At 46.6% G+C, this 24,720-nt stretch carries 25 protein-coding genes; 7 read left to right on the plus strand and 18 right to left on the minus strand.

The window, feature by feature from the left end:
* Positions 1-103: 103 nt before the first annotated feature.
* Positions 104-2,209, plus strand: a complete 2,106-nt coding sequence (locus UXZ23_RS10760) for an EAL domain-containing protein (protein WP_320820579.1) — start codon at positions 104-106, stop codon at positions 2,207-2,209.
* Between the two features lie 47 nt (positions 2,210-2,256).
* Here the strand turns inward: UXZ23_RS10760 and serB are convergent, their stop codons facing one another.
* Entirely contained in the window at positions 2,257-3,465 is a 1,209-nt protein-coding gene (gene serB, locus UXZ23_RS10765; RefSeq protein ID WP_320820580.1) for a phosphoserine phosphatase SerB, read from the minus strand.
* A gap of 34 nt (positions 3,466-3,499) precedes the next feature.
* A complete protein-coding gene (locus UXZ23_RS10770) occupies positions 3,500-3,670 on the minus strand; it encodes a hypothetical protein (protein WP_015488155.1) in 171 nt (56 codons plus the stop codon).
* Positions 3,671-3,806: 136 nt separating this feature from the next.
* Between UXZ23_RS10770 and UXZ23_RS10775 the strand changes: the two genes are divergently transcribed.
* The 3 genes from UXZ23_RS10775 (at position 3,807) to UXZ23_RS10785 (ending at position 6,891) form a co-directional block, all read left to right on the plus strand.
* Positions 3,807-5,147 carry an adenylate/guanylate cyclase domain-containing protein gene (locus tag UXZ23_RS10775; protein WP_320820581.1) on the plus strand — a complete coding sequence of 447 codons (1,341 nt, stop codon included), beginning with the start codon at positions 3,807-3,809 and terminating at the stop codon, positions 5,145-5,147.
* Between the two features lie 188 nt (positions 5,148-5,335).
* The gene (locus UXZ23_RS10780) at positions 5,336-6,454 is read left to right on the plus strand and encodes a hypothetical protein (protein ID WP_320820582.1); all 1,119 of its coding nucleotides are present in this window, start codon (positions 5,336-5,338) and stop codon (positions 6,452-6,454) included.
* 11 nt (positions 6,455-6,465) lie between these two features.
* Complete coding sequence (locus UXZ23_RS10785; protein ID WP_320820583.1) at positions 6,466-6,891, plus strand: phosphate ABC transporter substrate-binding protein; 426 nt, start codon at positions 6,466-6,468, stop codon at positions 6,889-6,891.
* A 42-nt stretch (positions 6,892-6,933) separates the two neighbouring features.
* Here the strand turns inward: UXZ23_RS10785 and UXZ23_RS10790 are convergent, their stop codons facing one another.
* The 3 genes from UXZ23_RS10790 to UXZ23_RS10800 form a co-directional block, all read right to left on the minus strand.
* Positions 6,934-7,491, minus strand: a complete 558-nt coding sequence (locus tag UXZ23_RS10790; RefSeq protein ID WP_320820584.1) for a tRNA-uridine aminocarboxypropyltransferase — start codon at positions 7,489-7,491, stop codon at positions 6,934-6,936.
* A gap of 14 nt (positions 7,492-7,505) precedes the next feature.
* Positions 7,506-10,337 (minus strand): excinuclease ABC subunit UvrA, encoded by a 2,832-nt coding sequence (uvrA, locus tag UXZ23_RS10795; protein WP_320820585.1) that lies wholly within the window; start codon positions 10,335-10,337, stop codon positions 7,506-7,508.
* A 68-nt stretch (positions 10,338-10,405) separates the two neighbouring features.
* Positions 10,406-11,086, minus strand: a complete 681-nt coding sequence (locus UXZ23_RS10800) for a LuxR C-terminal-related transcriptional regulator (RefSeq protein WP_320820586.1) — start codon at positions 11,084-11,086, stop codon at positions 10,406-10,408.
* A gap of 274 nt (positions 11,087-11,360) precedes the next feature.
* Here UXZ23_RS10800 and UXZ23_RS10805 point away from each other — a divergent pair, with 274 nt between their 5' ends.
* On the plus strand, positions 11,361-12,731 hold the full coding sequence (locus tag UXZ23_RS10805; protein ID WP_320820587.1) for an MFS transporter: 1,371 nt from the start codon (positions 11,361-11,363) through the stop codon (positions 12,729-12,731).
* Positions 12,715-13,380, plus strand: coding sequence for a single-stranded DNA-binding protein (gene ssb / locus UXZ23_RS10810; protein ID WP_015488162.1), 666 nt, complete (start codon positions 12,715-12,717; stop codon positions 13,378-13,380). The genes UXZ23_RS10805 and ssb overlap by 17 nt, the downstream gene beginning before the upstream one ends.
* Before the next feature lie 103 nt (positions 13,381-13,483).
* On the opposite strand, the gene rpoS is transcribed toward ssb, so the two are convergent.
* From rpoS to UXZ23_RS10855, 9 genes are all read right to left on the minus strand, one after another.
* Entirely contained in the window at positions 13,484-14,452 is a 969-nt protein-coding gene (gene rpoS / locus UXZ23_RS10815; RefSeq protein WP_320820588.1) for an RNA polymerase sigma factor RpoS, read from the minus strand.
* Between the two features lie 77 nt (positions 14,453-14,529).
* Entirely contained in the window at positions 14,530-15,309 is a 780-nt protein-coding gene (locus UXZ23_RS10820) for a peptidoglycan DD-metalloendopeptidase family protein (protein WP_320820589.1), read from the minus strand.
* Between the two features lie 244 nt (positions 15,310-15,553).
* Positions 15,554-16,450, minus strand: coding sequence for a DUF368 domain-containing protein (locus UXZ23_RS10825; protein ID WP_320820590.1), 897 nt, complete (start codon positions 16,448-16,450; stop codon positions 15,554-15,556).
* Positions 16,451-16,536: 86 nt separating this feature from the next.
* Positions 16,537-17,169 (minus strand): protein-L-isoaspartate(D-aspartate) O-methyltransferase, encoded by a 633-nt coding sequence (locus tag UXZ23_RS10830; protein ID WP_320820600.1) that lies wholly within the window; start codon positions 17,167-17,169, stop codon positions 16,537-16,539.
* Between the two features lie 41 nt (positions 17,170-17,210).
* A complete protein-coding gene (gene surE / locus UXZ23_RS10835) occupies positions 17,211-17,948 on the minus strand; it encodes a 5'/3'-nucleotidase SurE (protein ID WP_320820591.1) in 738 nt (245 codons plus the stop codon).
* Positions 17,949-17,973: 25 nt separating this feature from the next.
* The gene (gene truD, locus UXZ23_RS10840; protein WP_320820592.1) at positions 17,974-18,999 is read right to left on the minus strand and encodes a tRNA pseudouridine(13) synthase TruD; all 1,026 of its coding nucleotides are present in this window, start codon (positions 18,997-18,999) and stop codon (positions 17,974-17,976) included.
* A 30-nt stretch (positions 19,000-19,029) separates the two neighbouring features.
* Positions 19,030-19,512 carry a 2-C-methyl-D-erythritol 2,4-cyclodiphosphate synthase gene (gene ispF, locus UXZ23_RS10845; protein ID WP_015488169.1) on the minus strand — a complete coding sequence of 161 codons (483 nt, stop codon included), beginning with the start codon at positions 19,510-19,512 and terminating at the stop codon, positions 19,030-19,032.
* Positions 19,513-19,530: 18 nt separating this feature from the next.
* Positions 19,531-20,232, minus strand: a complete 702-nt coding sequence (gene ispD / locus UXZ23_RS10850) for a 2-C-methyl-D-erythritol 4-phosphate cytidylyltransferase (protein ID WP_320820593.1) — start codon at positions 20,230-20,232, stop codon at positions 19,531-19,533.
* Positions 20,233-20,248: 16 nt separating this feature from the next.
* Positions 20,249-20,539: an FtsB family cell division protein gene (locus UXZ23_RS10855; RefSeq protein ID WP_320820594.1), complete on the minus strand. Its 291-nt coding sequence runs from the start codon at positions 20,537-20,539 to the stop codon at positions 20,249-20,251.
* A gap of 299 nt (positions 20,540-20,838) precedes the next feature.
* On the opposite strand from UXZ23_RS10855, the gene UXZ23_RS10860 reads away from it, so the two are divergent.
* Positions 20,839-21,966, plus strand: coding sequence for a GGDEF domain-containing protein (locus tag UXZ23_RS10860; RefSeq protein ID WP_320820595.1), 1,128 nt, complete (start codon positions 20,839-20,841; stop codon positions 21,964-21,966).
* 30 nt (positions 21,967-21,996) lie between these two features.
* Here UXZ23_RS10860 and UXZ23_RS10865 read toward each other — a convergent pair whose 3' ends face one another.
* The 4 genes from UXZ23_RS10865 to UXZ23_RS10880 form a co-directional block, all read right to left on the minus strand.
* Positions 21,997-22,776, minus strand: a complete 780-nt coding sequence (locus tag UXZ23_RS10865) for a hypothetical protein (RefSeq protein WP_320820596.1) — start codon at positions 22,774-22,776, stop codon at positions 21,997-21,999.
* Between the two features lie 37 nt (positions 22,777-22,813).
* A complete protein-coding gene (locus UXZ23_RS10870; protein ID WP_320820597.1) occupies positions 22,814-23,866 on the minus strand; it encodes a hypothetical protein in 1,053 nt (350 codons plus the stop codon).
* A 128-nt stretch (positions 23,867-23,994) separates the two neighbouring features.
* Positions 23,995-24,165 (minus strand): hypothetical protein, encoded by a 171-nt coding sequence (locus UXZ23_RS10875; RefSeq protein ID WP_320820598.1) that lies wholly within the window; start codon positions 24,163-24,165, stop codon positions 23,995-23,997.
* 430 nt (positions 24,166-24,595) lie between these two features.
* On the minus strand, positions 24,596-24,720 hold a 125-nt coding region (locus tag UXZ23_RS10880; protein ID WP_320820601.1), incomplete at its 5' end, for a transposase domain-containing protein.

Below are 24,720 nucleotides of genomic sequence, written 5' to 3' on the forward strand. Positions count from 1 at the left end.
GTTTTGTAATTCTAATTTGCCTACTGACCATTTTTGTCAATTTCAGACATTTTATTTTTCTGGTCGAGCTCTATAATTGGCGTTTTAGAATTCTGAGGTTTTCATGGCACTAAGTCGCGACACACTGCATTTGTTGCTACTAACCAACACGCAAAATGATGCTGAAAGTTTGGTTAGTTTGATCCGCAACAGCGGCAGTGCCACCCGTGCTCAAAGCATTACCTCTCTCGCTGATTTTGCTGGAATGATTCAGGAAAAAAACTGGGATATCGTTGTCGCAGAGCCAAGTGCTTGCGGTATCACCTATGAAGAATTATTGACCCAGATTCAGCGCCTGAACAAAGATCTACCGCTCATTTTGATTCCTCGTGATGCCGATCCGATGCAATTAGAAACAGCCTTACAACGCGGTGCAGCGGCGGTCGTGCCGTTTGAAGAAAGTAATATCATCATGCTATCGATTCAACGCGAGCTTAATAATTTGATGTGTCGTCGCGACTTACGCATCCTTCAGGTGCGCTTACGCGAAACAGAAAAACGCTGCAGAAACCTGCTCGAAAGTTCGAAAGATGCCATCGCCTATGTGTACGACGGCATGCATGTCTACGCTAACACAGCCTATCTAGAGTTATTTGGCTATGACTCTGTCGAAGAGCTGGAAGGCATGCCCATTATGGACATGGTTGCAGGCAATGAACAAAAGACCTTCAAAAGCTTCTTAAAAAGTTATCAGACCGATCCGCTAAACAACAGCGAGCTACACACTACTGGTATTGACCCTAACGGGCTAGAGTTCCCTATGGGAATGACATTCAGTGCGGCAATGTATGCCGACGAAATGTGCACTCAGGTCCTTATTCAACAAGAAGAAAAACACGAAGTACTCGAAGCGGAAATTGATGAGCTGCGCATCCGCGACATAATGACAGGTCTATATAATAAGCCTCATTTTGCCGATAGATTAGCCTCAGTAATCGACCGCGCCGTCATGCTCAATGAAAGCAGTGCTCTGCTTTACATTAATGTCGACGGCTTTGGACGAGTGAAGCGTGATATTGGTATTCAACATTCTGATGATGTCGTATGCGCGGTTGCTAACTGCTTAAAGGAATATATGACCGACGATGATGTCGTCGCTCGCATTGGAGAGGACGTATTCGGTTGGTTAACGCCCATATCAAATCCAGAAGCTGCGCAAAAACTGTCGCAGGAACTATGTCACGCCATTGCAGAACGGCTAATCGAAGTCGACAACCGAACAGTCCAAGTCACCACCAGCATCGGTATCACACTGATTAACAGCAATAGCCCTAGTCCTGAAGACGCCCTGCAACAAGCACACGTTGCGGCGGATGCCGTGCGCCAGCAAGCAGGACACGAACACGGCAATGGGGTTAGCTTGTTCATGTTACGTGAAGATGTGACCCCAGCCGGACCTCCACAGTTAGAGCAACAGTTAGCTTCGGCTCTAAAAGCAAACCACCTGCGCTTATTGTTCCAGCCACTGATTAGCTTACGTGGTGAAGACCTTGAGCACTATGAAGCTTTGCTGCGCTTACCGACTAATTCCGGTGAGGATATTTCAGCAGGCGAGTTCCTCAACACACCACACATCAGTGATGAACTAAAACGTAAAATCGACCGTTGGGTCATTATTCACACCACAAAATTACTCTCCGAGCATCATCGCAAAGGGCATAAAACCCGAGTATTTATCAATATATCCGCAGCATCATTGCGTGATGATACTTTGGCTAACTGGATAGTCGTGGCGATGAAAGCCGCAGGTTTGGCTTCTGGATCCGTCATATTCCAATTCAATGAGGATGATGCTGGCCAGCACTTAGCCCAAGCGAAACGCTTCGCTTACGGCGTACGTCGCCACGGCATGCTGACTGCGATTAGTCGCTTTGGTTGCGCTTTAGTACCAATGCAAACTCTTGAGCATATCGACGTTGATTATGTAAAAGTCGATGGTTCCTTCACTCAAGAGTTAGCGCAAAATTCAGGCGCACAAAAACAACTTAAAGCACTGCTAGCGGACATTCACTCTGCCGGAAAGATCAGCATTGTGCCGCTCGTCGAAAGCGCAGCATCAGTTTCATCCATCTGGCAGATGGGTGTGCATTTCATTCAGGGATTCTACGTACAAGGTCCGCAAGCAGGGATGACGTACGACTTCAGTGATGAGGCTTCAACAGCCGAATAGAGAATAATGACTAAGCCTCTGACTACAGAAGCTTAGTCATTGAGTGATCAATTAATATCGCGGTCGTGATAACCCAACAGGTATAAAATCCCGTCTAGGCCCAAGGTAGAAATTGCATGTTTAGCATTTTCACGTACAAGAGGCTTAGCACGGAATGCAATACCCAAACCGGCAATACTAAGCATTGGCAAATCATTAGCACCATCACCAACGGCAATCGTCTGCTCTAAGCGGATTCCTTCACGTTCGGCCAGCTCGCGCAGTAGCTCAGCTTTGCGCTGACCGTCGACAACGCGTCCAGTGACTCGCCCAGTGACAACATTACCTTCCATTTCCAGCTCGTTGGCAAAGACGTAATCAATACCTAATTTTTGCTGTAAATAGTGGCCAAAATAGTTGAATCCGCCCGATAAAATCGCAGTTTTATAACCTAAGGCTTTTAAGTTACTGATCAAACGCTCAGCACCTTCGGTCACCGGTAAACGCTCAGCAATACCTTGCAAAACGTCGCCACTCAAACCTTTCAGCAATGCAACACGCTGCTGAAAGCTCTCGGTGAAATCTAACTCGCCTTGCATCGCCCGTTCAGTGATCGCCGCTACTTGCTCACCAACACCCGCGGCATGTGCTAATTCGTCGATCACCTCGGTTTCGATCAGCGTTGAGTCCATGTCGAAACACACCAAACGGCGGGTACGACGATAAACATCATCTTCTTGGAAGGCGATATCAACACCAAGGTCATTGGCAACTTCTAGAAATTGCGCGCGCATGGCTTTCTGATCTGCGACACCACGCACTGAGAACTCAACGCATGCCCGAGTCGTTTCAGAACGCTTATCTAATGGAACACGCCCAGACAAACGATTGATTTGATCAATGTTTAAACCATGTTCAGCAACAATTGCGGTAATACGCGAAATGGCTTCAGCTTCGATAGCACGGGCGAGCAAGGTAATAATATGACGCGCCTTACCTTGGCCAGATACCCATTGATCGTAACTTTCGGGGGTTACTGGTGCAAAGCTAACGTCTAACCCTAGCTCGTGCACCTTAAACAATACATCCTTCAACACCGGTGCTGATTCAGCCCGGGAAGGGATGGCGGCCAAAATACCGAGCGACAAGGTGTCGTGGATTTCGGCCTGACCAATATCGAGAATCGTTACATCATACTGCGCCAATATGGCACTGATGCTTGAGGTTAACCCGGGCTTATCGGCCCCAGTCACACGGATTAGAACCAATTCCGTCACGGACTTCACCTGTATCAATCTCGATTGTTAACTATTACAGCTTGTTGGCATCTGCTTTTGCAGCGGCCACTACGGCACGCAAATCTTCGATCAGCTCTACTGTCTCATGCACAGACAGAGCACGTACACGATCAAGGCTCATCAGGAACAGGCCTTTTTCCAGTTGCTGAAGTTTATCTTGAAGAGACTGCTTCACATCACTCATGGTGTTTCCCCATACAAATTAACCGTTTATATCGTGTAACACCGCTCAAGTTTGCCCGTTGGGCGCTGGCGTTACTGCAGGCGGCGCATATAATACCATTAAAGTTATGGAAATCTTCGATTCTTTAGGTCGTATCATGCTGTTAAGACGCTTACGTCAACAAAAACTGAACACCAGTCAGATTATCGGCCTCACTGCAGCCTTAATGATCTTAGTTACCGGCTTACTCGTCAGTGTGCTGACATACAGCCACTTGAGTACGCAGCTGCGGAATAGCAGTATTGAAGACAGCACAAGGCAACTAAGACAACTCAGCGTCGCCTTGACGCCGAGCCTGTTACGTCAAGACCGTATTAGTTTGAATTTGACTCTAAATGACTGGGACAGTGGCAATGCAATTGATGGCATTCGTGTTTTAGATACAGAGCAACAAATTCTCGCCGAACGCGGACAAGAGCAAACAGGCAGTCAAAAAATATCCGTTCCGGTTCTGCAAGATGCAAAAAACATTGGTTTGATTATTAGCTTTGCTAACACAGCTACCGCAACTCAACTTTCGCAACGTTACTTTTCGATTGGCTTAATCGCTAGCAGTGTACTGGCTTTGCTTGGCGCACTCATCGCCTATCAATTTGGCGAAAGACACTCGTATTACACGCGCCGCTTGCAGCAACAGATGTTGCTCTGGCAACAAGGTGAAGATCTAGCGCTACCGGCTAAACCCAGCGACGCCGATAACTTAGCCTTACATCTAACTCTAGAAAAAATCGCACGCCGCGAGAGCCAAAAGCGCGCAATGAATATCGCACTCGGTCAGTTCATGTCGAACAGCGACTCCCCTTATCCCGACCCACTTAAATATTATGATGCCGCACTATTATTTATTGAGATCCAAGATCTCGAGATTCTGCAGAATCGCCTGAGTGCCGCTGAATTAACCCAAACACTTAACCAGTACCACCGACTGCTCAGCCAGGCCGCGAAGCTATATAACGGCAAGGTGGATCGCTACCTTGGCGATGGCGTGGTAATGATGTTTGGTATACCCAATAACGATCGCAATGCGTCGCTACATTGTTTATATGCTGCGCGCTTATTTTCTGGTTTGGTCAATTATTTACGCGAGCATGATAGCCCTCTACTAGCGCTTGAATTCCATATCGCTGCACATTGGGGGCCGGTATTAATGGCACCGCTACAAGAAGATAACCACACCCAATGCAACTTAATTGGCGATACCGTGCACTGGGCATCGCATCTCGCCAACCAAAGCGAAGAAAATCGAATTCTGGTAAGTCATACTTTGGTCGAACACATTGATGACGAACTCTGTATTGAATGGCATGAAGGGCCGCTAGTGTCCGACCTACATGGTCGTGAACAAATCACCTATTGGCTGAAAGAATTACCCGAAAAAACCGAATCTCTCATTCAACGTCAAATTAAACACATCACCTCTATGACAGAAAATGCGTAAGTAATTAGTATTCAAAAAACGCCGACTAGTTCGGCGTTTTTTATGGGTGCGCGAAAGCGCCCAAGGCAAAAATAGCCCTAGAAAGCATATAAAGTGATTAATTTAGGCCAAAATAAGCAAGATAAAGTTGACGTTCCTTCGTTGTTTACTATCGTTGTAATAACCCAACAAAAGTAAGGATAAGGTCCATGCTTAGAATTAAGCCCACATTGTTAGCTGTAGCCATACTGGCTTCTGCTCAGGCTTCCGCTAGTGACGATGATTTACACATCAACGGTTTCATGTCTGTTGGCGTAGGTATGTTATCTACAGATGATATCGCTGTATCTGGGTTTGATACCGATGCGAATTTTTCTAACGATACCGTTATTGCTCTGCAAATCACCAAGCAAATTAATGATAAAACCTCAGCAACCACTCAGTTAGTATCACGCGGAAACGAAGCCTACGACACCAATGCGGCATGGGCTTATGTTTCTTACGCTATAGATAGTGACACCGACGTTCGCGTTGGTCGCCTGCGCACTCCATTCTTTTATTATTCTGACTTCCTTGAAGTAGGCTATGCCTATAACTGGGTGCGTCCGCCAGAGGAAGTTTATCGCTTAGACGCATTTTCTTCAGTAAACGGGATTGACGTCACTCATCGTTTTACCATGGGATCAACCGATGGCTCAGTGCAAACCTATTTTGGACGTTTTGGTGGTCCAGTAGGTTTGGCCGGTGAGATCTATGAATTCGAACTCAAAAACTTTGGAGGGGTAGTATTAAATCTTAATCGCGGTAATTTTGGTACGCGCCTGTCATACCACCGTGCTGATGTATATTCCGACTTGGATGCTACCGGCAGCAGAGCTCTAGACGGTTTACTGGCGGCAGCAACCTTCTTTGGCCGAGGCGATGACTTTGATATCGCAGGACAAACCTCTCAATTTATAGAGGCCGCTGGTACTTGGGATAATGGTGATTACGCCGTGGTTGCCGAATACACTGCCCTGCGCCAGGACTCCGAAATGATTCTTGATGACAATGCTTTTCTAATATCAGGGGCAAAACGTTTTGACACAACGACCGTACACCTCACCTATACATCTCAGCGTGATTTAACCGAAGGAGACACCTTACAAAAAACCCTGAAAAGTAACGTTGAGGTACATGAGCAATCTTATATTTTGGGTGCTCGATATGATTACGACACCGGTACAGCCTTTAAGTTTGAAGTCCAATACCAAGATGAAAAAACCATTACAGGCGTTGATGGTAAATCTGGCATGTTGTATTCAGCAGCAATTGACTTAGTATTTTAAGGAAAAGCATTATGAAATTTAATTTAATAACTCGTTTTTCACTATGTCTGTGCGTATTGTTGGGTGCGAATGCTTATGCAGAAGTTTCTGTCATTGTTAGCACTAACAATGCTAACGCCAGTATTGATGCAGATACCTTATCGCGGATATTTTTAGGTAAAACTTCAAACTTCCCTGATGGCAATCAAGCGATTCCTGTAGACCAAACTGATGGCGCTGCGGCTCGCGAGAGTTTTAACGACAAAGTACTCGGTAAGAATTCAAGTCAGTTAAAAGCTTACTGGTCTCGTTTAATTTTTACCGGCAAAGGCACACCACCAAAAGAAAGTGGTAGCGATGCAGACGTGAAGGCGCTTGTAGCCAACAATCCAAATATTATTGGATATATTGATAGCTCGGCTGTCGATGGATCGGTGAAAGTGGTTTATAGTTTTTAAATCAAACGCACAAATAAAAAACGCTGACTTGTTCGGCGTTTTTTATTTTATAAATGATTGTTGTAATTCGACCATTTTATCCAACACACTCAGCGACGCTAGATAATCGCTATTTGGATCTAGCCATTGGCAGGCCAACAACCCAGCCTCCATCGTCGAGACACCGTCCTCTCGAGGACTTTTACGTATGCTATAACGACTAAGTTGTTCAGGCGCTAATCGAATATGCGGCAAATCATACAGCCACGGATTTAAGTGAAATAAACGCCTCACTTTTCGCCATGTACCGTCTAATAGCAGCAAGGTCCCAATCGGTGATTCATCGCTACTGCCGGTTAACGCCAATTTATGTTCTAGCGGAAAAACAAGTGCAGGCTGGCCTGCATCTTGAAAGACGTCATCATAACTAAAGACATCACCCACTAGTAACCGACTACCAAGCAAAGTCTTATGCAATAGAGGTGTCGTCGACAGCCTATGCCGTGCTTCAGTCGGATCTTGCCAGATAACAACTGAGCACGGAGGTTTAACCGCAACGACACTCGCGCATAAACAGACAGACACTGGGCGTTCACAGCCGCCACAAATCATTCGTGACATGTAAACGCCTCTGATTACCGTTGTTTTAGTAACGGTTTCAAAAAGTGGCCTGTGTGCGATTCTTTTACTTTAACCACATCTTCCGGAGTGCCTTCAGCGACAATATAGCCACCTTTAGAGCCACCCTCAGGGCCAAGATCAATAATCCAGTCTGCGGTTTTAATAACATCCAAGTTATGTTCGATGACCACAACCGTATTGCCGTGATCACGCAATCGATGCAAAACCACCAGCAGTTGCTCAATATCATGAAAATGTAAACCCGTGGTTGGCTCGTCCAAAATATACAAGGTACTACCGGTATCACGTTTAGATAATTCTTTCGCTAATTTAACCCGCTGAGCTTCACCACCAGATAAAGTCGTCGCGGCCTGACCTAATTTTATGTAGCTCAAACCGACATCCATTAGAGTTTGCAGCTTGCGCGAGACCGCTGGAATCGCTTCAAAGTAATCGCGGGCATCTTCAACTGTCATATCCAAAACTTCGTGGATATTCTTACCTTTATAACGAATATCTAACGTTTCGCGATTATAACGCTTACCTTTACAGACATCGCAAGGCACGTAGATGTCAGCCAAGAAGTGCATTTCTACTTTAATAACACCATCACCTTGGCAAGCTTCGCAACGACCACCTTTGACGTTGAAAGAGAAACGTCCAGCCTTATAGCCACGCGACCGCGCCTCTTGCGTACCAGCGAACAAATCACGTACAGGAGTAAAAATGCCGGTATACGTTGCGGGGTTAGAACGCGGGGTACGACCAATAGGAGACTGATCAATATCGACCACTTTATCGAGTTTGTTTAACCCGGTGACTTCGTCATACTCCGCCGCTTTTAATGTCGTCGCGCCATTCAGGGCAGTCGCAGCTAGCGGATATAAAGTACGATTAATTAATGTCGACTTACCTGAGCCAGAAACACCCGTCACGCAGGTCATCACGCCTAATGGAATGGTTAAATCGACATTATTTAAATTATTGCCACGAGCGCCGGTTAATTTAAGCACTTTTTTGGGATCGAATTCAGTACGCTTTTTCGGTACTTCAATGCGACGTTTTCCCGATAAAAACTGCCCAGTTACCGACGCGGGATCGTTAATTACATCGTTCGGTAAACCTTGAGAAATAATCCGCCCACCATGTACTCCCGCACCTGGGCCGATATCGATTAAATAATCGGCACTGCGGATTGCATCTTCATCGTGTTCAACAACGATAACGGTATTGCCAAGATCGCGTAAATGAAACAAAGTTTTAAGAAGGCGATCATTATCTCGTTGATGCAAACCGATGGACGGTTCATCAAGAATATACATAACGCCAACCAAACCTGCGCCAATCTGTGACGCCAAACGAATACGCTGAGCTTCGCCACCCGACAAGGTATCGGAGCTACGATTTAAGGTTAAATACTCTAAACCTACATTCACCAAAAACTGCAAACGCTGACGAATTTCTTTGACAATTTTTTCTGCGATTTCTCCACGGTGGCCATCCAATGTCAGCCCAGAAAAATACTTGTACGCATCCTCAATCGGTAATGAAGTACACGCGTGAATTGTTTTATCACCAATAAAAACGTTACGAGCCTCACGACGTAAGCGCGAACCTTCACATACAGGACACGGCTGCACGCTTAAGTATTTGGCTAGCTCTTCACGCACCATTTGTGAATCCGTTTCGCGATAACGACGCTCAAGATTCGGCAACACCCCTTCAAATGGGTGCTCTTTCGTCATACGGTCGCCGCGCGAGTTCACGTAAACGAACTTAACTTCATCTTCGCCTGTGCCGTTTAGCAATAGTGATTGCTGTTCGGGTGATAAATCGGCAAATGCTTGATTAAGATCGAAACCATAATGCTCTGCGACCGACGTTAGCATCTGGAAATAATAGATACTGCGACGATCCCAACCACGAATAGCGCCTTCGGCAATCGTTAGACTATCGTTGTGAACGATTAATTCGGGATCAAAATACTGCTTAACGCCTAAACCATCGCAACTCTGACAAGCACCCGCAGGATTGTTAAACGAGAACAAACGCGGTTCTAATTCTGACAGGCTGTAGCCACAATGAGGACAGGAGAACTGCGATGAAAACAATAAGGGCTCTGCTTTTTCATCGTCCATCGAAGCAACAATAACGAGGCCTCCGCTTAGCTCTAAGCAAGTTTCGATCGACTCTGACAAACGCTGCTGAATGCCATCTTTAACTTTGAAACGGTCAACCACGACTTCGATCGTATGCTTACGACGTTTATCAAGGTCAGGGGTATCATCCAAATCGCATACCGTGCCGTCGATACGCACGCGTATAAATCCCTGCGCACGTAAACTTTCAAAAACGTGCACATGCTCGCCTTTGCGATCGCGAATAACGGGCGCCAAGATCATTCGTTTGCTGTCTTCAGGCAAAGCGACAATAGCATCGACCATCTGACTGACGGTTTGTGCTTCTAGGGGAACATCGTGATCAGGGCAACGAGGAATACCGACGCGAGCAAACAATAATCGTAGATAATCGTAGATCTCTGTCACAGTACCCACAGTAGAACGCGGGTTGTGCGACGTAGACTTCTGTTCGATCGAAATAGCTGGAGATAAGCCTTCGATCAAATCGACGTCAGGCTTTTCCATCATAGATAAAAACTGGCGAGCATACGTTGAAAGTGATTCAACGTAGCGACGCTGGCCTTCTGCGTAGAGTGTATCAAACGCCAACGATGATTTACCCGAACCACTAAGGCCCGTGATCACGACTAGCTGATCTCGTGGTATATCAATATCAATGTTTTTAAGGTTATGGGTGCGGGCCCCGCGAACCTGAATCTTATCCATAGATGGCGATCACTGCTTATGAGAAGAAAGCCACCATTGTAGAGCAAGCGAGGCGCAGGTTCAGCCGCTTATTCAATACTCTCGTGCAACAACTCATCCATATTCTCTTGCGCCCAGTTCACCGCTTGAATGCGATTGGTTACGCCGATCTTTTTAAACAAGTTATAGATGTGCGTTTTTACCGTATGCATACTGACACTCAGCGACGTCGCAATCTCAGTATTCGTGGCACCTGTAGCGGTTAATTGCAGAATTTGCTTCTCGCGCTTGGTCAGCAAACCATCAAACGCAGTTAACCTCTTAGGCTTATGACGATTACGCTCCAAGTACTGCGCCATCAAATGACGAGGTAACCAGTATTCCCCATCGAAAATACCAAGAATGCCTTTGCTTAACTGCTGCTGTGAAGTCTCACGATAGAACAAGCCGTTGACCATAGGCCAAACGATCATGCGCTCTACTGGGTGACTACGACTGGTATTGAAGAAGGCAACCGATATATCGGCCTGCTGATCGTGTATTTGTTCGAGTAGCTCTTGAATTCGATCAGTACGGGCACTATCGGCATCAATCAACGCGAGGGTTTGACCTGCATTGCTTGTCCACTCGCCACGCCACTCAGGCACGCTAACCAATTGGCAGTCGACGCGAGTGCGCTGGTGAATAAAACCGATAAGAATAGAATTTTGCAGATTTTGTTGGCCAAACAAGATTACGCGGCGATCGGCGGCATCAGTTGCTTTACCCATAACATAGCTCCTTTATGTCTTTTTTTCATCCATGAAGGCTTATTAAGCCCTAGCCTGAGTTTACGCATTCCGGCCCAAAATGCCACTCTACTTATTGTTTTTTTTCTTATTTTTGTAACTGTGTGTAATTCTTTTTCTGATCTATTTACGCCATATCGTGAGTTTACCTCGTCGAAATCAAATCAATCTGCAGCATGATCTAATCAAGCGCAGACAATACTGCTAAACTGGCGCCCTTTTTGACGATACTCGGACAATACAGCAAGCAATGACTATGTCTGCCACCACTCGCACCGAACAACGTGCCGTCGCCTCGTTAGCCTCTTTGTATGCCCTACGCATGCTCGGCTTATTTATGGTTTTGCCGGTTATGATGATTCATGGCCAGTCGCTATCAGGAGCAACACCGCAGCTACTGGGCTTGGCGATGGGGATTTATGGACTAACCCAGGCCTTACTGCAAATTCCCGCAGGGGCTTTATCCGATCGCATCGGTCGCAAACCTGTGATCATTGGCGGTTTAATCATATTTGCATTAGGCAGCATTATCGCGGCCAGCGCTGATTCGGTATACGGCGTCATCTTTGGTCGAGCACTTCAAGGCTGTGGCGCGATTGCAAGTGCGATCATGGCATTGGTAACCGACTTAACTCGCGAAGAACACCGCATGAAGGCGATGGCCTCTATTGGCGCGAGCATCGGCTTATCATTTTCAGTCGCTTTAATTCTCGGTCCATGGCTCGCTGGCATGGGCGGCTTAAGTTTGATATTTGGCCTAACCGCGGCACTGGCCATCGGCGGTTTACTGGTTACGCTGTGGGTTATTCCCAATCCACCAGCTCAACCTCATCGCGATGCGACCGCTGTCATGGCGGAAGTCGGTAAACAGTTACGTAACTTACGTTTGTGGCCATTGAACCTAGGGATCTTTCTACTACACGCCCTAATGGTAGCCATATTCGTAGCGATTCCAGGTCAGCTAACGGTTTCAGGATTAACTCCCGATCATCACAGCTGGCTCTACCTTCCCGTATTGGGCGTTGCCTTTATTTTGATGGTGCCTTTGATCATCATTGCCGAGAAAAAGCGCCAAATGAAAAACGTCGTGCTTATCGCGGCCATTATTATCGCCATTGCCTTAATTGGCATGAGCCAAGCACATCAACTATGGCATTGGGTTGGCTTATTATTGCTCTATTTCTGGGGCTTTAATTTGATGGAAGCCAGCTTGCCATCTTGGCTCAGCAAGATAGCGCCAGCCGGTGCAAAAGGCAGTGCAATGGGCATCTATTCCAGTATGCAGTTTATGGGGGCATTCGTCGGCGGAAGCCTTGGCGGATGGGTTCTGCAGAACTATGGAGTTAGCGTATTATTTGTCGGGCTAGGGGTCTTGGTGGTACTTTGGGGGATCGTCATTGGACAGTCCTCGGCACCTCAACATCTAACCAGTGTCCGCCTGACGACCGACGGCAACTGTTCTGAGCAACAGCTCACCAGCTTGATGTCATTATCCGGCGTTTCTGAAGTACTTCATCTAGCGGATGAGTGCGCCATCTATTTAAAAGTGAGCGCAGACGTCTTCGATCGTAATCAGGCCTCTGCCATAATTCATTCCACAGGAGATAATCATGGGTCGCAGCGTTAATAAAGTGACACTTATTGGTACTCTGGGTCGTGACCCAGAAGTTCGTTACATGCCAAATGGCAATGCCGTGGCCAACGTCAATCTGGCTACCGACGAAAGCTATACCGATAAGCAAACCGGTCAAAAAGTTGAAGCCACTGAATGGCATCGTATTACCGTTTACGGAAAATTAGCCGAAATCATTCAGCAATATCTGAAGAAAGGCTCAAAAGCGTATTTCGAAGGTAAGCTGCGTACTCGCGAGTGGGAAAAAGACGGCGTAAAACGCTATACCACCGAGATTGTTGCTAACGATATGATGATGTTAGATGGTCGCGGTGACGGCATGTCTTCTGCTCCTGCAATGGCCGGTAACGCAGCGGCAGCAATGGGCGGCATGGGTGGTATGAATGCACCGCAAGGTGGTGGCTATCAGCAACCAATGCAAGCTCCGCAACACGCACCACAACAAGCGCCGCAGCGTGCGCCTCAACAGGCTCCGCAATACGCTCCACAACAAGCAGCACCACAGCATAGTGGCTACCAGCAACCCGCTCATCCACAAGCCGCGCCGCAAGGTCGTCCGGCACCAGGTGGTTATCAGCAGCCAGCTCAAGCGCCACAGCCAAGCAATAACTTTGATGATTTTGACGACGATATTCCGTTCTAATTCATCGAGAGCTAACTCCGCCGCTAGTATTTATTAGCGGCCAATAAAAAACCCAGCAATTGCTGGGTTTTTTATTAGATCAGGAATGTTTACTACGAATTGCTTACGCTTCACCGAACAGGGTCATGGCGTTCAGACCTTGTTTTTCCATGATTTCACGTAAACGCTTCAGGGCTTCAACTTGGATCTGACGTACACGCTCACGCGTCAAACCAATTTCACGGCCCACATCTTCAAGGGTGCTGGTTTCATAACCGCGCAAGCCAAAACGACGAGATAAGACTTCACGTTGCTTCTCAGGCAGCTCTTCGATCCACTGATCCAAGTTCGACTGAATATCTTGACGTTGTAATTCTTCGCCAGGATCAGATACACGATCGTCAGCGATGGTATCCAAGATCGACTTATCAGAATTCGGACCTAACGGTGTGTCCACTGATGTTACGCGCTCATTAAGCTTGAGCATGCGCTTTACGTCTTCTACAGGCTTCTCTAGCAAGGCTGCAATTTCTTCAGCAGTCGGTTCGTGATCCAACTTCTGAGTAAGCTCGCGAGCAGCACGTAGGTATACGTTTAATTCTTTCACCACATGAATCGGCAAACGAATGGTACGCGTTTGGTTCATGATGGCACGTTCGATCGTTTGGCGAATCCACCAAGTAGCGTAAGTCGAGAAACGGAAGCCACGCTCTGGATCAAACTTTTCTACTGCTCGAATCAGGCCTAGGTTGCCTTCTTCGATCAAATCCAGCAGGGATAACCCACGGTTTACATAACGGCGTGAAATTTTCACTACCAGTCGTAGGTTACTCTCAATCATGCGACGACGGCCCATCTCGTCACCCTTACGTGCTAAGCGAGCGTAGTGCACTTCCTCTTCTGCTGAAAGCAAAGGCGAGAACCCAATCTCATTGAGATACAACTGAGTAGCATCCAGAGCTTTGTGCGAAGTATCCGCAGCAAAACGCTCTTCTACTCCTTCGACGTCTGCTGAGTCTTCAATCTGCTCTTCGATCGCTTCAACATCATCAAAAACGTCTTCTTCACGAATTTCCCGTTGTTGTACTGCCATGTTCATTCCCGCCTATTTTTGTTATCGCCCTGAATCTGAACCGAAACAGATTTTGTGCCAGAACGATTGATTAATTTTCATCCACTGCCCCCACCCGTTTTGGGAAGGAACTTCAGCGGATCAACCGGCTTGCCGTTTTCTCGGATCTCAAAGTGAAGTTTCACTTTGTCGGTACCAGTAGATCCTATTTCGGCAATTTTCTGCCCCGCTTTAACACTTTCGTTCTCTCGAACCACAATGCGGCTAGCGTGGGCATAGGCACTTAGGAATTTTTCGTTGTGTCGAATGATCACCAAGTTGCCATAACCGCGTAATCCGGTTCCCGCATAAACCACGGATCCGGCCGCTGCTGCCAACACAGATTCACCCAAAGAACCGGCGATATCAATCCCCTTGTTCACCGGCTTTTTGGCTGAAAAGTAACCAATCAGACGCCCATTTGTCGGCCATTTCCAGTCAGTTTCCGCTGAGGATGGTGGCAAAATCGGCGCGTTATGACTTTTTTGCGTAGTAGGCTTAGGTACACTTTCCTTGACCGACGGTACTTTTGACGGTTTTTCGACGCTCGCGACGACGCCTTGACGTACCTGAGATGGTGGGTATGAGATGTCAATTTTTTGACCAGGGTAGATAACATAGGGGCTAGAGATTGAGTTAGCACTCGCCAACTCCCTATAGTCCAGTCCATAGCGCCATGCAATGGAAAACAGTGTGTCGCCACGGCGAACCTGATGGAAACCTGACGCCCTTTCTCCTTTAGTGAACTTCTCTTCAACTGAGACGAATTCGCGACTAGAGAGGCACCCTGAGACGAGTGTTACTAATGTGACTAATATGACAGTGGCCGCTAATTTCATGGTTGTCCGTATGTGGTTGTTTTTTGACACTGCAAAATGACGGTTTTTTACAATGTTGAAAAGTTATGTCAATAACTAACTTTTTGAACTTTAAAAATAATTAGTTATTCCTAAACAATCTAAAAAATATAGGAATTTTTTCATATTAGTCACTGTATACAGGAACTTACTAGGGTGTAACAAAAAAAGCGGCCATCGAGGTGGCCGCTTTGGTGATCTTGTGCTGAACTTAATGTCCCATTTGTTATTTATGAGAGACAGCTACTCGCTCCATAATGAGCACAACAAGCGCTCCAATCACCATCAAAACCACTGCCACCACGAACATATCATCGACAACAGGCAAACTATTTTGCTGAATAAAGGGGATAACTTCACCTTTACTGTTCACTCGCGTGCTAATGGTTTCTTTCCAAGGCCATACTTTGACCAAAGATCCCGCCATAAATCCCGTCAGTAATGCCATTAATGTGTGTTCATAGTGGTGCAGTAGCCAACTCAACACTCTTGAAAACAACATAAGGCCTAGCCCAGCGCCCGCGGCAAACGTACCCAGAAGAACTATATCTCCAGAGCGAACAGCGCCCAGAACAGGTTCGTATAAGCCCATCAGTAGAAGAATAAAACTACCTGAAATCCCAGGTAAAATCATGGCGCAGATGGCAATACTGCCCGCACCAAAGATAATTAGCGTGGTTGGTTCTATCGACGTTGGCGAAGCCAAGCTGATAAATGCCGCAATTACTGCACCGCTGACAAGCGCAAGCAACTCTTGCCAGCGCCATTGCGCGATAGTTTTACCCATATGCCAGCATGACGCGATGATCAATCCAAAGAAAAATGCCCACAGTAAAACGGGATAATGGAGTAATAAATGGTGTAGAACGCGAGCCAGTGACACCAGCGCTAATAAAATACCACTCCCTAATGTCAGTAAAAATGTGCCGTTGATGGCTTTCCATGCGGCTTGAGGGCCGTCGCGAAATAGCGTCTTCAGTGCATTAAGATTAATACTGCGAATCGAATCGAGTAACTCGCCGTAAATACCGGTAATAAAAGCGATGGTGCCACCAGACACTCCCGGTACAACATCCGCAGCGCCCATCGCGACACCTTTTAAAAATAACCATACCGCTGACATGTTCACTCCGTGACACTCCTTTATTGCATCGATTTAACTAGGCGTAAAAAAGGACGCGAGGTAGCGTCCTAAGTATTGAATAAGAACTAACGCTGCACACCCGGCAAAAAGGGCACGAAACGCACTGGCTCTAACGATTTACGCGAAAAATGGTCGCCATGACGAGTAATCAATACTAGCTTTTGCTCTGCACCACCAACCGGTAATACCAAACGTCCGCCGTCCACTAATTGCTCAAGTAATGACTCTGGCACTTCTTCTGGCGCAGCGGCGGCCAATATACCATCGTAAGGGCCATGTTCGGGCCAACCCCAAGTACCGTCAGACATAGATAATCGTACGTTGTCGTATCCTAGCCTCTGCAAACGCTCTACTGCACGTATGTGCAAAGGTTCGATACGCTCAACACTATAAAGTTGTTTAACCAAAGGGCTGAGTACTGCAGTTTGATAGCCAGAACCAGTACCGATTTCCAACACTCGGTTTAACGGCCCAGCCGCCAACAAGACTTCGGTCATTCGAGCAACGGTATACGGCTGACTGATGGTTTGATTATTACCAATAGGTAAGGCGGTATCTTCGTAGGCTCTATGAGCTAAGGCTTCATCGACAAAAAGATGTCGCGGTGTCGTCGCAATTACACTCAGTACAGCTTCGCTTTGAATGCCGGCATCCCGCAAACGCTGAACCAAGCGATTGCGCGTGCGCTGCGACGTCATACCAATACCTGTTAACTGCTGTTCGTTCACGCCTATTCCTATTAACGCAACTGCGTACTCAATGTATCGATGGCACTGTGCAGTGTCATGTCCATTTGAATCGGGGTAATGGATACACGCCCTTGTTCAATGGCGTAAAAATCTGTACCTGGCCCTGCATCAGCAGCCGCTCCTGCCGCAGAAATCCAATAGCATTCTTTACCACGCGGATTAGTGGTTAAAACTGGGTTATCAGAACTCAAGCGGTGGCCCAAGCGCGTCACTTCAAAGCCGTTCAAGTCTTCGTAAAGACGGTCAGGTACATTGATATTAATAATCGAATTCGTCGGTAAAACTAGGCTTTCTAACTTCGGCAGTAGCTCGATCAATATACGCGCCGCTGTAGCAAAGTGAGTGCGGCCGGTTAAAGACACGGCAATCGGCGTTTTCGCTAAAAAGCGTCCTTCCATTGCTGCGGCGACAGTACCGGAATACAGCACATCATCGCCTAGATTAGCGCCACTGTTGATACCCGAAATGACACGCTCACAGCGATCCGCAAAGAAAGTATTCACGCCCAAATGAACGCAATCGGTTGGCGTACCATTTAAGCTAATGAAGCCATTTTCGAGATGAACAGGATGAAGCGGGCGATCAAGCGTTAGCGAATTACTCGCGCCGCTGCGATCGCGATCGGGTGCAACCACGCACACTTCATGACCGATTGCCGTCAAGGCGTCGGCTAGCGTTCGTAAACCTAATGCGTGAACGCCATCATCATTCGCTAGCATCAATGTCATTGGCAAACCTGCTTATAAAATTCACTCATGATTCTGCGGAGTCAGGACTCGGTTCATCGAACGATCTTCTTTCTGGCTCATCCACTTGCATGAGTTCTCGAATAAGAGAGGTCGCATAATAACCGGCAGCCAACGAAAAGGTGAGTGTTAAATCAACAATACAGTCATCATTATCGTGCCATTCCCAGCGCATACCATCTGGTTTAGCCGAGAGCGCACGGCGCTCTTGGTTTAAACCCGCATGCTCCATACCATCACAGAGATCCGCATGCTGCTGAGCAATATTGGTTTCTAACGCCAGCGCTTCTTCGGTGGAGGTTAAACGCCCACGCCCCCATAAAGGGCCAGTAACCGCACCCGTATCATCCAATAAATCACCAGCTAGGGTTTTACCCCATAAGCCAAGTCGAATGCGTTCGGCCAACACGTCGTTGAAAACGAGTGACCTTACTGCGGATAGATAAATACTTTTTTTATTACGATTACGAACGCGTAAATCGCCAGCCAACATGGCACGACCCGATTCAATATTGCCGCCGCCATAACCAAAACGTTGCTCACCAAAATAATTGGGGACACCGTACTCTTTAATCGCTTCGAGGTTAGCTTCAAGTAAGGCACGATCACCTTCAACTTTACGCACCACCAGCGTAAAACGATTGCCGAGTAAGTCGCCGCGACGTAATTTTCGCGCATGACGAGTCTGGCTTAGCACTGTCATCTCTTCGTTATTTAATGCAGAGAAGTCCGGCTCTTGAACGCGAGGTAAATACAAGCTGAACCACTGGCGCGTAATCGCATTGCGATCTTTCATGCCCGCGTAGCCAACATCCATATCGCGAACACCGGCAAACTCAGCTAGTCGACCCGCAATCCACGCCGTGTTTGCACCGTTCTTTTCGATGTGCAGCCAAACATGTTCGCCCTCACCTGTAGGAATTTCTTGAGGAATTTCATCGACCCGAAAATCGGCATTCTCAAGTTTCAGCCAGCCATGTGCACCGGTTTCTGGATAGGCGTTAGGCCAGCTAGGCAATAAAGTTTCTGTCACTGCAATTAATCTCTGTGTTGGCGCTCGGGTTTAACGCACCCGAGAGTCCAGTAGTAAGGCCACCGCATGTACAGCAATGCCCTCTTTACGCCCGACATAGCCGAGCTTTTCTGTGGTTGTAGCTTTAACGTTTACATCGTCGATGCGTACGCATAAATCAGCCGCAATAGCCGAGCGCATATCTTCAATGTGTGGCGCCATTTTCGGCGCTTGAGCAATAATAGTGATATCAACGTTACCTACGCGGTAGCCTTTGTTGTCGATCAAACTAACAACATGCCGTAATAATCCGCGACTATCGGCACCTGCCCACTGCTCTTCGGTATCCGGAAAATGCTTGCCTATATCACCAAGGGCCGCCGCCCCTAATAACGCATCCGCTAACGCATGTAAGGCCACGTCACCATCGGAGTGAGCCTTTAAGCCATGGCTATGTGGAATCTGCACACCACCCAATGTAATAAAGTCGCCGTCTTCAAACGCATGAACATCAAAACCATGACCAATACGCATACTCACTCCTAAGCGAATTTATCTATCTTGGGTTAAAAACAATTCGGCCAGCGCCAAATCTTCGGGGCGCGTAACCTTAATATTATCGGCTCGACCTTCTACCAATAATGGAAACTGCTGACAGTGCTCCATGGCTGAGGCTTCGTCTGTCACTTCATAGCCCTGCGCCAAACAGGTCGTTAACGCATCGCGTAATTCAGCATAGCGAAATACCTGTGGCGTTAGCGCATGCCAAAGCTGCACTCGATCAACGGTATGGTCTATGCGCACTTTACCAGTGCCATCAACGACCACCCCGCGCTTCATTGTATCGCGAGTCGGTGTCGCTAATATCGCACCGGGAGCTACCAATGCGGAAAATAACTTATCGAGATCACTATGGCGCAAACAGGGGCGAGCAACATCATGCACCACCACCCAATCATCGTCAGCCGCCACCCCATCCAGCGCGGCTAAGCCATTCAATACAGAATGGCAGCGCTCAGCACCACCATTAGCACGAATAATACGAGGATCTTGCGCATAGCGACTTTGCGGCCAGTAAGGATCATCTTCCGATAACACCATCACTACCTGTTCAAAATTAGGGTAGCTGAGCATGCATTCTAAGGTATGGTCGAGTAAGAAGCGCTGTTGCAGTAGCAGATACTGTTTCGGGCGATCCGCCATCATGCGACGCCCAACACCCGCGGCAGGAAGGATTGGCCAATAGCGAGACATTAGCGGGTAGCTGCCATTATTTAGGATCAACAAAAAGGATAAAGGTCTCGCCATCGCGAATCAGGCCTAGGTCTTCGCGGGCGGTTTCTTCAAGCAACGCAGTACCGGTTTTTAGATCGTGTACTTCGGCCAGCAAGTCACGATTCACTTGCTGCTGATGAAGATTATTGCTCTCCATGGTATCGGTTAGCTGTCGCAGCTCGGTGCTCGCTACAACACCACTGTCATCAAACCACAGACGATATTGAAGGAGCAGCAGCAAAAGCACTGCAACAGTGGTCCAAATGTACTTTAGGCGAATCGCCATGGCCCGTTGCTCGTCTTGATAGTGGGTTCTTGAGTGGTCGAAGCAGAAATTTCGCTGCACATGATAAACCAGACGAAGGCTGCAACCAAATGACTATCCAAGTGAAGTCAGTCGACTTTCACCAAAGTAGCTATACTCAAATCATCCATTGAATAGAACTTCGTACCAGATGTATGTAGAGAATCTGCCACGAAAACAGACAACTAATGAAACCTATCACATAAGAAGAATTCGGCATGCATCTAGGTAGTATTGTTGGCATCGCAAATCGGCTGCGCAACAGATCGCTCTCCAACCCGATGGATTGGCGAGCAATCGACCGCTGCCTTCTTCTAGCGTCACTCGTCTTTTTAGCGCCAGCCTGCTTTGGCAGCGCCATTTGGGTAACGAATATCTTAGCCCCTGAATACTTAAATCAGACGTTAGTACCCTACATGCTTTGGATGTATGGGATTCATATTCTTGTGCTTATTGGGCTTGTCGTTGAAGCCTTTCACCGACGAAATCACGCCGACGACTGGCCCTTCTTTGAAAACTTTATCATTGGCAGTTATATCGTCGTGATATTGATCAGTGGCTACCTGACCGGTAGCCACTTTACTGAAGGCCTGTTGCTCATCTTTCTTGGCGTAAACATCACCTGCACCTTAGCCGATGTTAATAAAATTCGATTCTGCTACTGGTTAGTTGTGCCAGTACTAGCCGTAATGGGGATCACCGATTTCATGCCAAACGTGCCTTACGCTATTCTGCTGGAAAAATCGCCCATACAACCCGATGGTCAACCAGTACTCGGCTGGCTGATTGTCCGGGCGCTTATAGTTCTGGTTCTATCCTTCCTAATTTACATTTGCATTCTTGCCATGAAGCGCTGGACCGAGCGGGAAAGCTTATATCAAGAAATGTCCACCATTGACGGCTTAACACGGCTCTCAAACCGAAATTTCTTCATTAATCGTGGCGAAGAAGAAATAGAGCGCGCACAAAGGCAACATGCTCATCCAATGTCACCGTTAGCCTGCATTATGATCGACTTAGATCACTTTAAGCGCATTAATGATAAATGGGGGCACCATGCTGGCGATGAAGTACTGGTTGCCGCATCCAAAATAATGATGGATAACGCCCGCAGAAATGATGAAGTAGGCCGCTATGGCGGTGAAGAATTTGCTGTGCTGCTGCCGAGCACTAATATCAAAACTGCAGCTCGTATTGCTGAAAGATTACGCCAAAAGATTAGCGAAACCAAAGTAGACGTTGATGGGCATAGTATTGAAGTGACTGCTAGCTTCGGTGTCGCCTGCTATCCCTCGGAAGGAGTAAACAGCATGAGTGACCTGCTAAAAACAGCCGATAAAGCGCTTTATGATGCGAAAGAAACCGGAAGAAATAAAGTTGTTTTAGCCTGTGGCCGCAATAAAGAATAACCTTAGTAGAGAATAACTAAGGCTATCGACCTACCATTTAAGCAAAGATTCCGGTGCATAGGCCTCAGGCGTCGACTCAATCGTTTTGCCTTCCGCATCAATTTCTTTCTCATCGCGTTTTGAAGGATAAAACCCCAGCGGCGGTAATTCATCGTCCGGCACGGAGCCACGAGTGATAATATCGAAGTGATTTAAGTAATCTAAGAAAAACCCCTTCACATGGGATTTAATATCCGCCGGTGGTGGCGCTTCATTAGGCCAGCAAGAAGAGGCATCGAAATCGACCATGATGATTAGATGCTCGGTTAGCTCGGTAACAAAACAATCTTCTTGACCGTAGTTGGCGCACGCAACATGCCCCCATAGCCTATTATTTATGGTTAAAACTTCAACGTCGGATTGGATTCTAGGAGATACGTAGTTAGGCCATTCTCTCACTTTTTCTTCATATCTTCCGAAAAATCTTAATATATCTGCTCGAATTTCATCAACAGAATTCCAACGTCCTTGAGTCATTCCTAAATCGGTTTTAGGCCAAACCCTTACTGAAAGAGAAGTAAACCAAAAAGAATCTAGAGCATCATAACTCTTATCGTGAATACGTATAGATCCTCTAACAGGCATAATTTCGCCAGTACAATCGGGATTTGCATTTAGGTTTACATCTGTGGCTGTGAATTGATATTTATACTGTGCGTTATATCTGGCGTCGTCGCTACAACGGGCTTGAATTCTAAAACCATTTACATCAAAACAATATACAGCAAAATCCGCTATATTTTTCCATGCTTGTCTCATCACCGTATCCATACATAATCTCTTTAATTCAGCCTAGTAAATCATCACACTACCTAAGAAAATTCGTATCCGTTTTCATACTTCGCCACACTTCAAAAAAACTAATATTCGCTTTATTTTGAATTTGCTGCTGAAACTTAGCATAAACCTTACTGTTACTATCGTCGTATGACGCAGGGTCGAGCATCTGATAGCTTGATGAGAAGGCAGTCTTCACTGTTTTATCTAACACCGCCGTGGCACCCAAGTTATTTGCAAGCCGCGCAACGACAGACAAAGGCGCATGAGGCTCTAACAAACGAAACTCGAATTTTTTTAACACTTGATTAGAACCTTTAACCAATCGCAAAGCGTCGGTTAAAAGCTTGGCTGATTCATCATAAACATAAACAGTATAATGATCGTATAACTGTGAGCCGCCCCATTCATTTGCTGTTGCCGTCCCAACAAGAATATCGGCTAACTCTTGTGGATTAGCGATTTTTCCTCGAGCTTCAGGTGACGTGTACTTTTGATCGCCTATTATGATAGACAACGGACTATGATAGAGGTCGAAATCCGTTTTATACGTCGCTTGACCAGAAGCTGCTAGCATTTCTAGAGACAGTTCTTGCAGTGATAATAATCCATTTTCATTCTGTGCCGACCCAATACGAAAAATCTTATTTTTCAGCTGTCGATCGCCGATTGGAGTACTATCCCATCCTCGCGGAGCATGCTTCATATGAAACAACCCAGCGCCGACCTTGTTAGGATTGTGGGCAAATCCGCATAGGTTATAGATATAGACCCCCGGCCCTCGGCTTAGGCCCCCCGCATCATCCTGAAAAATCTTGTAAAACAAACGAACACAGTGCCCAGTAATTTTCCCGAAATCCATGTAATACAAATCAGGCTTGCCTTCAGCTTGTCCAGCATCTTTACCATCTGCCACGGAAGAAAGTCGCTGCATAATTTCGCTTGCAATTAAATCGCCAGAATCGGTGGCCGGCTTGACATACTCAGCGAAAGGCAAGATCAACTCTGGATCGATGTACACTTTTCGACCGGCGTCGCTATTGTAATAAGAAAGAAAACTAGAAAAGTCGGGAGATGAGGTCATGCTGCGTCCTTTGCATAAAGAATCCAATTGGCCGGTAGTTTACCGTATTAAATAACCAAAGCAATCCTACGCCGCAAAAGCATCACAGAAGAACCCAAACACCTTAAGCTTCACAAATAAGACTGAGGTTAATCTTTTTTCTCTATCGTTATTTCAATCGATTTACTATTACCAGCAAACCATTTTTGAATATACAAGGTTCCCATTATCGGCGCCGTTCCGTCTTCAGGAACTTCTTGATAGCGAACACTGTTCTTTGTTTCTTTCTCATATTCGAATTTTACTATCTTCTTTGACATGACCTTTCCACTTAAATAACTTCTGACTAAAGATATTGCAACATAGGTAGATGATAACATTGCCACCGTCGGTTAAAGCTAGAAGGAAGCCATAGAAAGATTCAACTTACTCTGACGCTTACCTAGCAGGAACCTAGCCATCACTCATGCTACCTTGGCTATTCTCATTCTGGCTCGTTTGCTCCACCAGTGTCCCACATTTTCCAATCCTGGCCCATTCCCCCTAAGAAAGTCTCATTTATTTCCCTAAAATCACCAGCAAAGAAACGACTACGGACAGTCATCATAAGAGCAACAAGTAACTAAACTTCTTAACTTTGTCGGAAACCCTAAACAGGATATGCCTGAGGGAACCCCGATGCGCCTGACGGACTATTTAGAGTTAGTTGAATCACTCATCTGTAAGCGCTCAAACAACCCCATCTACCAATTAAATAACCGCCAGTTCTATATTTTCCGGCAGCAGTTTTTCAATATCGTCCACCGTTTCACAGTGCGGTAATCGCGTCAGTACCGTACGTAAATACGCGTAAGGTTCGAGTTCATTCGCTTTGG

Origin of the sequence: Thalassolituus sp. (genome assembly GCF_034111725.1) — a bacterium.
GTDB lineage: Bacteria > Pseudomonadota > Gammaproteobacteria > Pseudomonadales > Oceanobacteraceae > Thalassolituus.

What these genes read in the sequence shown, in the direction of transcription:
- UXZ23_RS10760 (WP_320820579.1), top strand. Translation starts at nt 104, where the DNA reads ATGGCACTAAGTCGCGACACACTGCATTTGTTGCTACTAACCAACACG.
- UXZ23_RS10770 (WP_015488155.1), bottom strand. Translation starts at nt 3,670, where the DNA reads ATGAGTGATGTGAAGCAGTCTCTTCAAGATAAACTTCAGCAACTGGAA.
- UXZ23_RS10775 (WP_320820581.1), top strand. Translation starts at nt 3,807, where the DNA reads ATGCTGTTAAGACGCTTACGTCAACAAAAACTGAACACCAGTCAGATT.
- UXZ23_RS10780 (WP_320820582.1), top strand. Translation starts at nt 5,336, where the DNA reads ATGCTTAGAATTAAGCCCACATTGTTAGCTGTAGCCATACTGGCTTCT.
- UXZ23_RS10785 (WP_320820583.1), top strand. Translation starts at nt 6,466, where the DNA reads ATGAAATTTAATTTAATAACTCGTTTTTCACTATGTCTGTGCGTATTG.
- UXZ23_RS10790 (WP_320820584.1), bottom strand. Translation starts at nt 7,491, where the DNA reads ATGTCACGAATGATTTGTGGCGGCTGTGAACGCCCAGTGTCTGTCTGT.
- uvrA (WP_320820585.1), bottom strand. Translation starts at nt 10,337, where the DNA reads ATGGATAAGATTCAGGTTCGCGGGGCCCGCACCCATAACCTTAAAAAC.
- UXZ23_RS10800 (WP_320820586.1), bottom strand. Translation starts at nt 11,086, where the DNA reads ATGGGTAAAGCAACTGATGCCGCCGATCGCCGCGTAATCTTGTTTGGC.
- UXZ23_RS10805 (WP_320820587.1), top strand. Translation starts at nt 11,361, where the DNA reads ATGTCTGCCACCACTCGCACCGAACAACGTGCCGTCGCCTCGTTAGCC.
- ssb (WP_015488162.1), top strand. Translation starts at nt 12,715, where the DNA reads ATGGGTCGCAGCGTTAATAAAGTGACACTTATTGGTACTCTGGGTCGT.
- rpoS (WP_320820588.1), bottom strand. Translation starts at nt 14,452, where the DNA reads ATGGCAGTACAACAACGGGAAATTCGTGAAGAAGACGTTTTTGATGAT.
- UXZ23_RS10820 (WP_320820589.1), bottom strand. Translation starts at nt 15,309, where the DNA reads ATGAAATTAGCGGCCACTGTCATATTAGTCACATTAGTAACACTCGTC.
- UXZ23_RS10825 (WP_320820590.1), bottom strand. Translation starts at nt 16,450, where the DNA reads ATGTCAGCGGTATGGTTATTTTTAAAAGGTGTCGCGATGGGCGCTGCG.
- UXZ23_RS10830 (WP_320820600.1), bottom strand. Translation starts at nt 17,169, where the DNA reads ATGACGTCGCAGCGCACGCGCAATCGCTTGGTTCAGCGTTTGCGGGAT.
- surE (WP_320820591.1), bottom strand. Translation starts at nt 17,948, where the DNA reads ATGACATTGATGCTAGCGAATGATGATGGCGTTCACGCATTAGGTTTA.
- ispF (WP_015488169.1), bottom strand. Translation starts at nt 19,512, where the DNA reads ATGCGTATTGGTCATGGTTTTGATGTTCATGCGTTTGAAGACGGCGAC.
- ispD (WP_320820593.1), bottom strand. Translation starts at nt 20,232, where the DNA reads ATGTCTCGCTATTGGCCAATCCTTCCTGCCGCGGGTGTTGGGCGTCGC.
- UXZ23_RS10855 (WP_320820594.1), bottom strand. Translation starts at nt 20,539, where the DNA reads ATGGCGATTCGCCTAAAGTACATTTGGACCACTGTTGCAGTGCTTTTG.
- UXZ23_RS10860 (WP_320820595.1), top strand. Translation starts at nt 20,839, where the DNA reads ATGGATTGGCGAGCAATCGACCGCTGCCTTCTTCTAGCGTCACTCGTC.
- UXZ23_RS10865 (WP_320820596.1), bottom strand. Translation starts at nt 22,776, where the DNA reads ATGGATACGGTGATGAGACAAGCATGGAAAAATATAGCGGATTTTGCT.
- UXZ23_RS10870 (WP_320820597.1), bottom strand. Translation starts at nt 23,866, where the DNA reads ATGACCTCATCTCCCGACTTTTCTAGTTTTCTTTCTTATTACAATAGC.
- UXZ23_RS10875 (WP_320820598.1), bottom strand. Translation starts at nt 24,165, where the DNA reads ATGTCAAAGAAGATAGTAAAATTCGAATATGAGAAAGAAACAAAGAAC.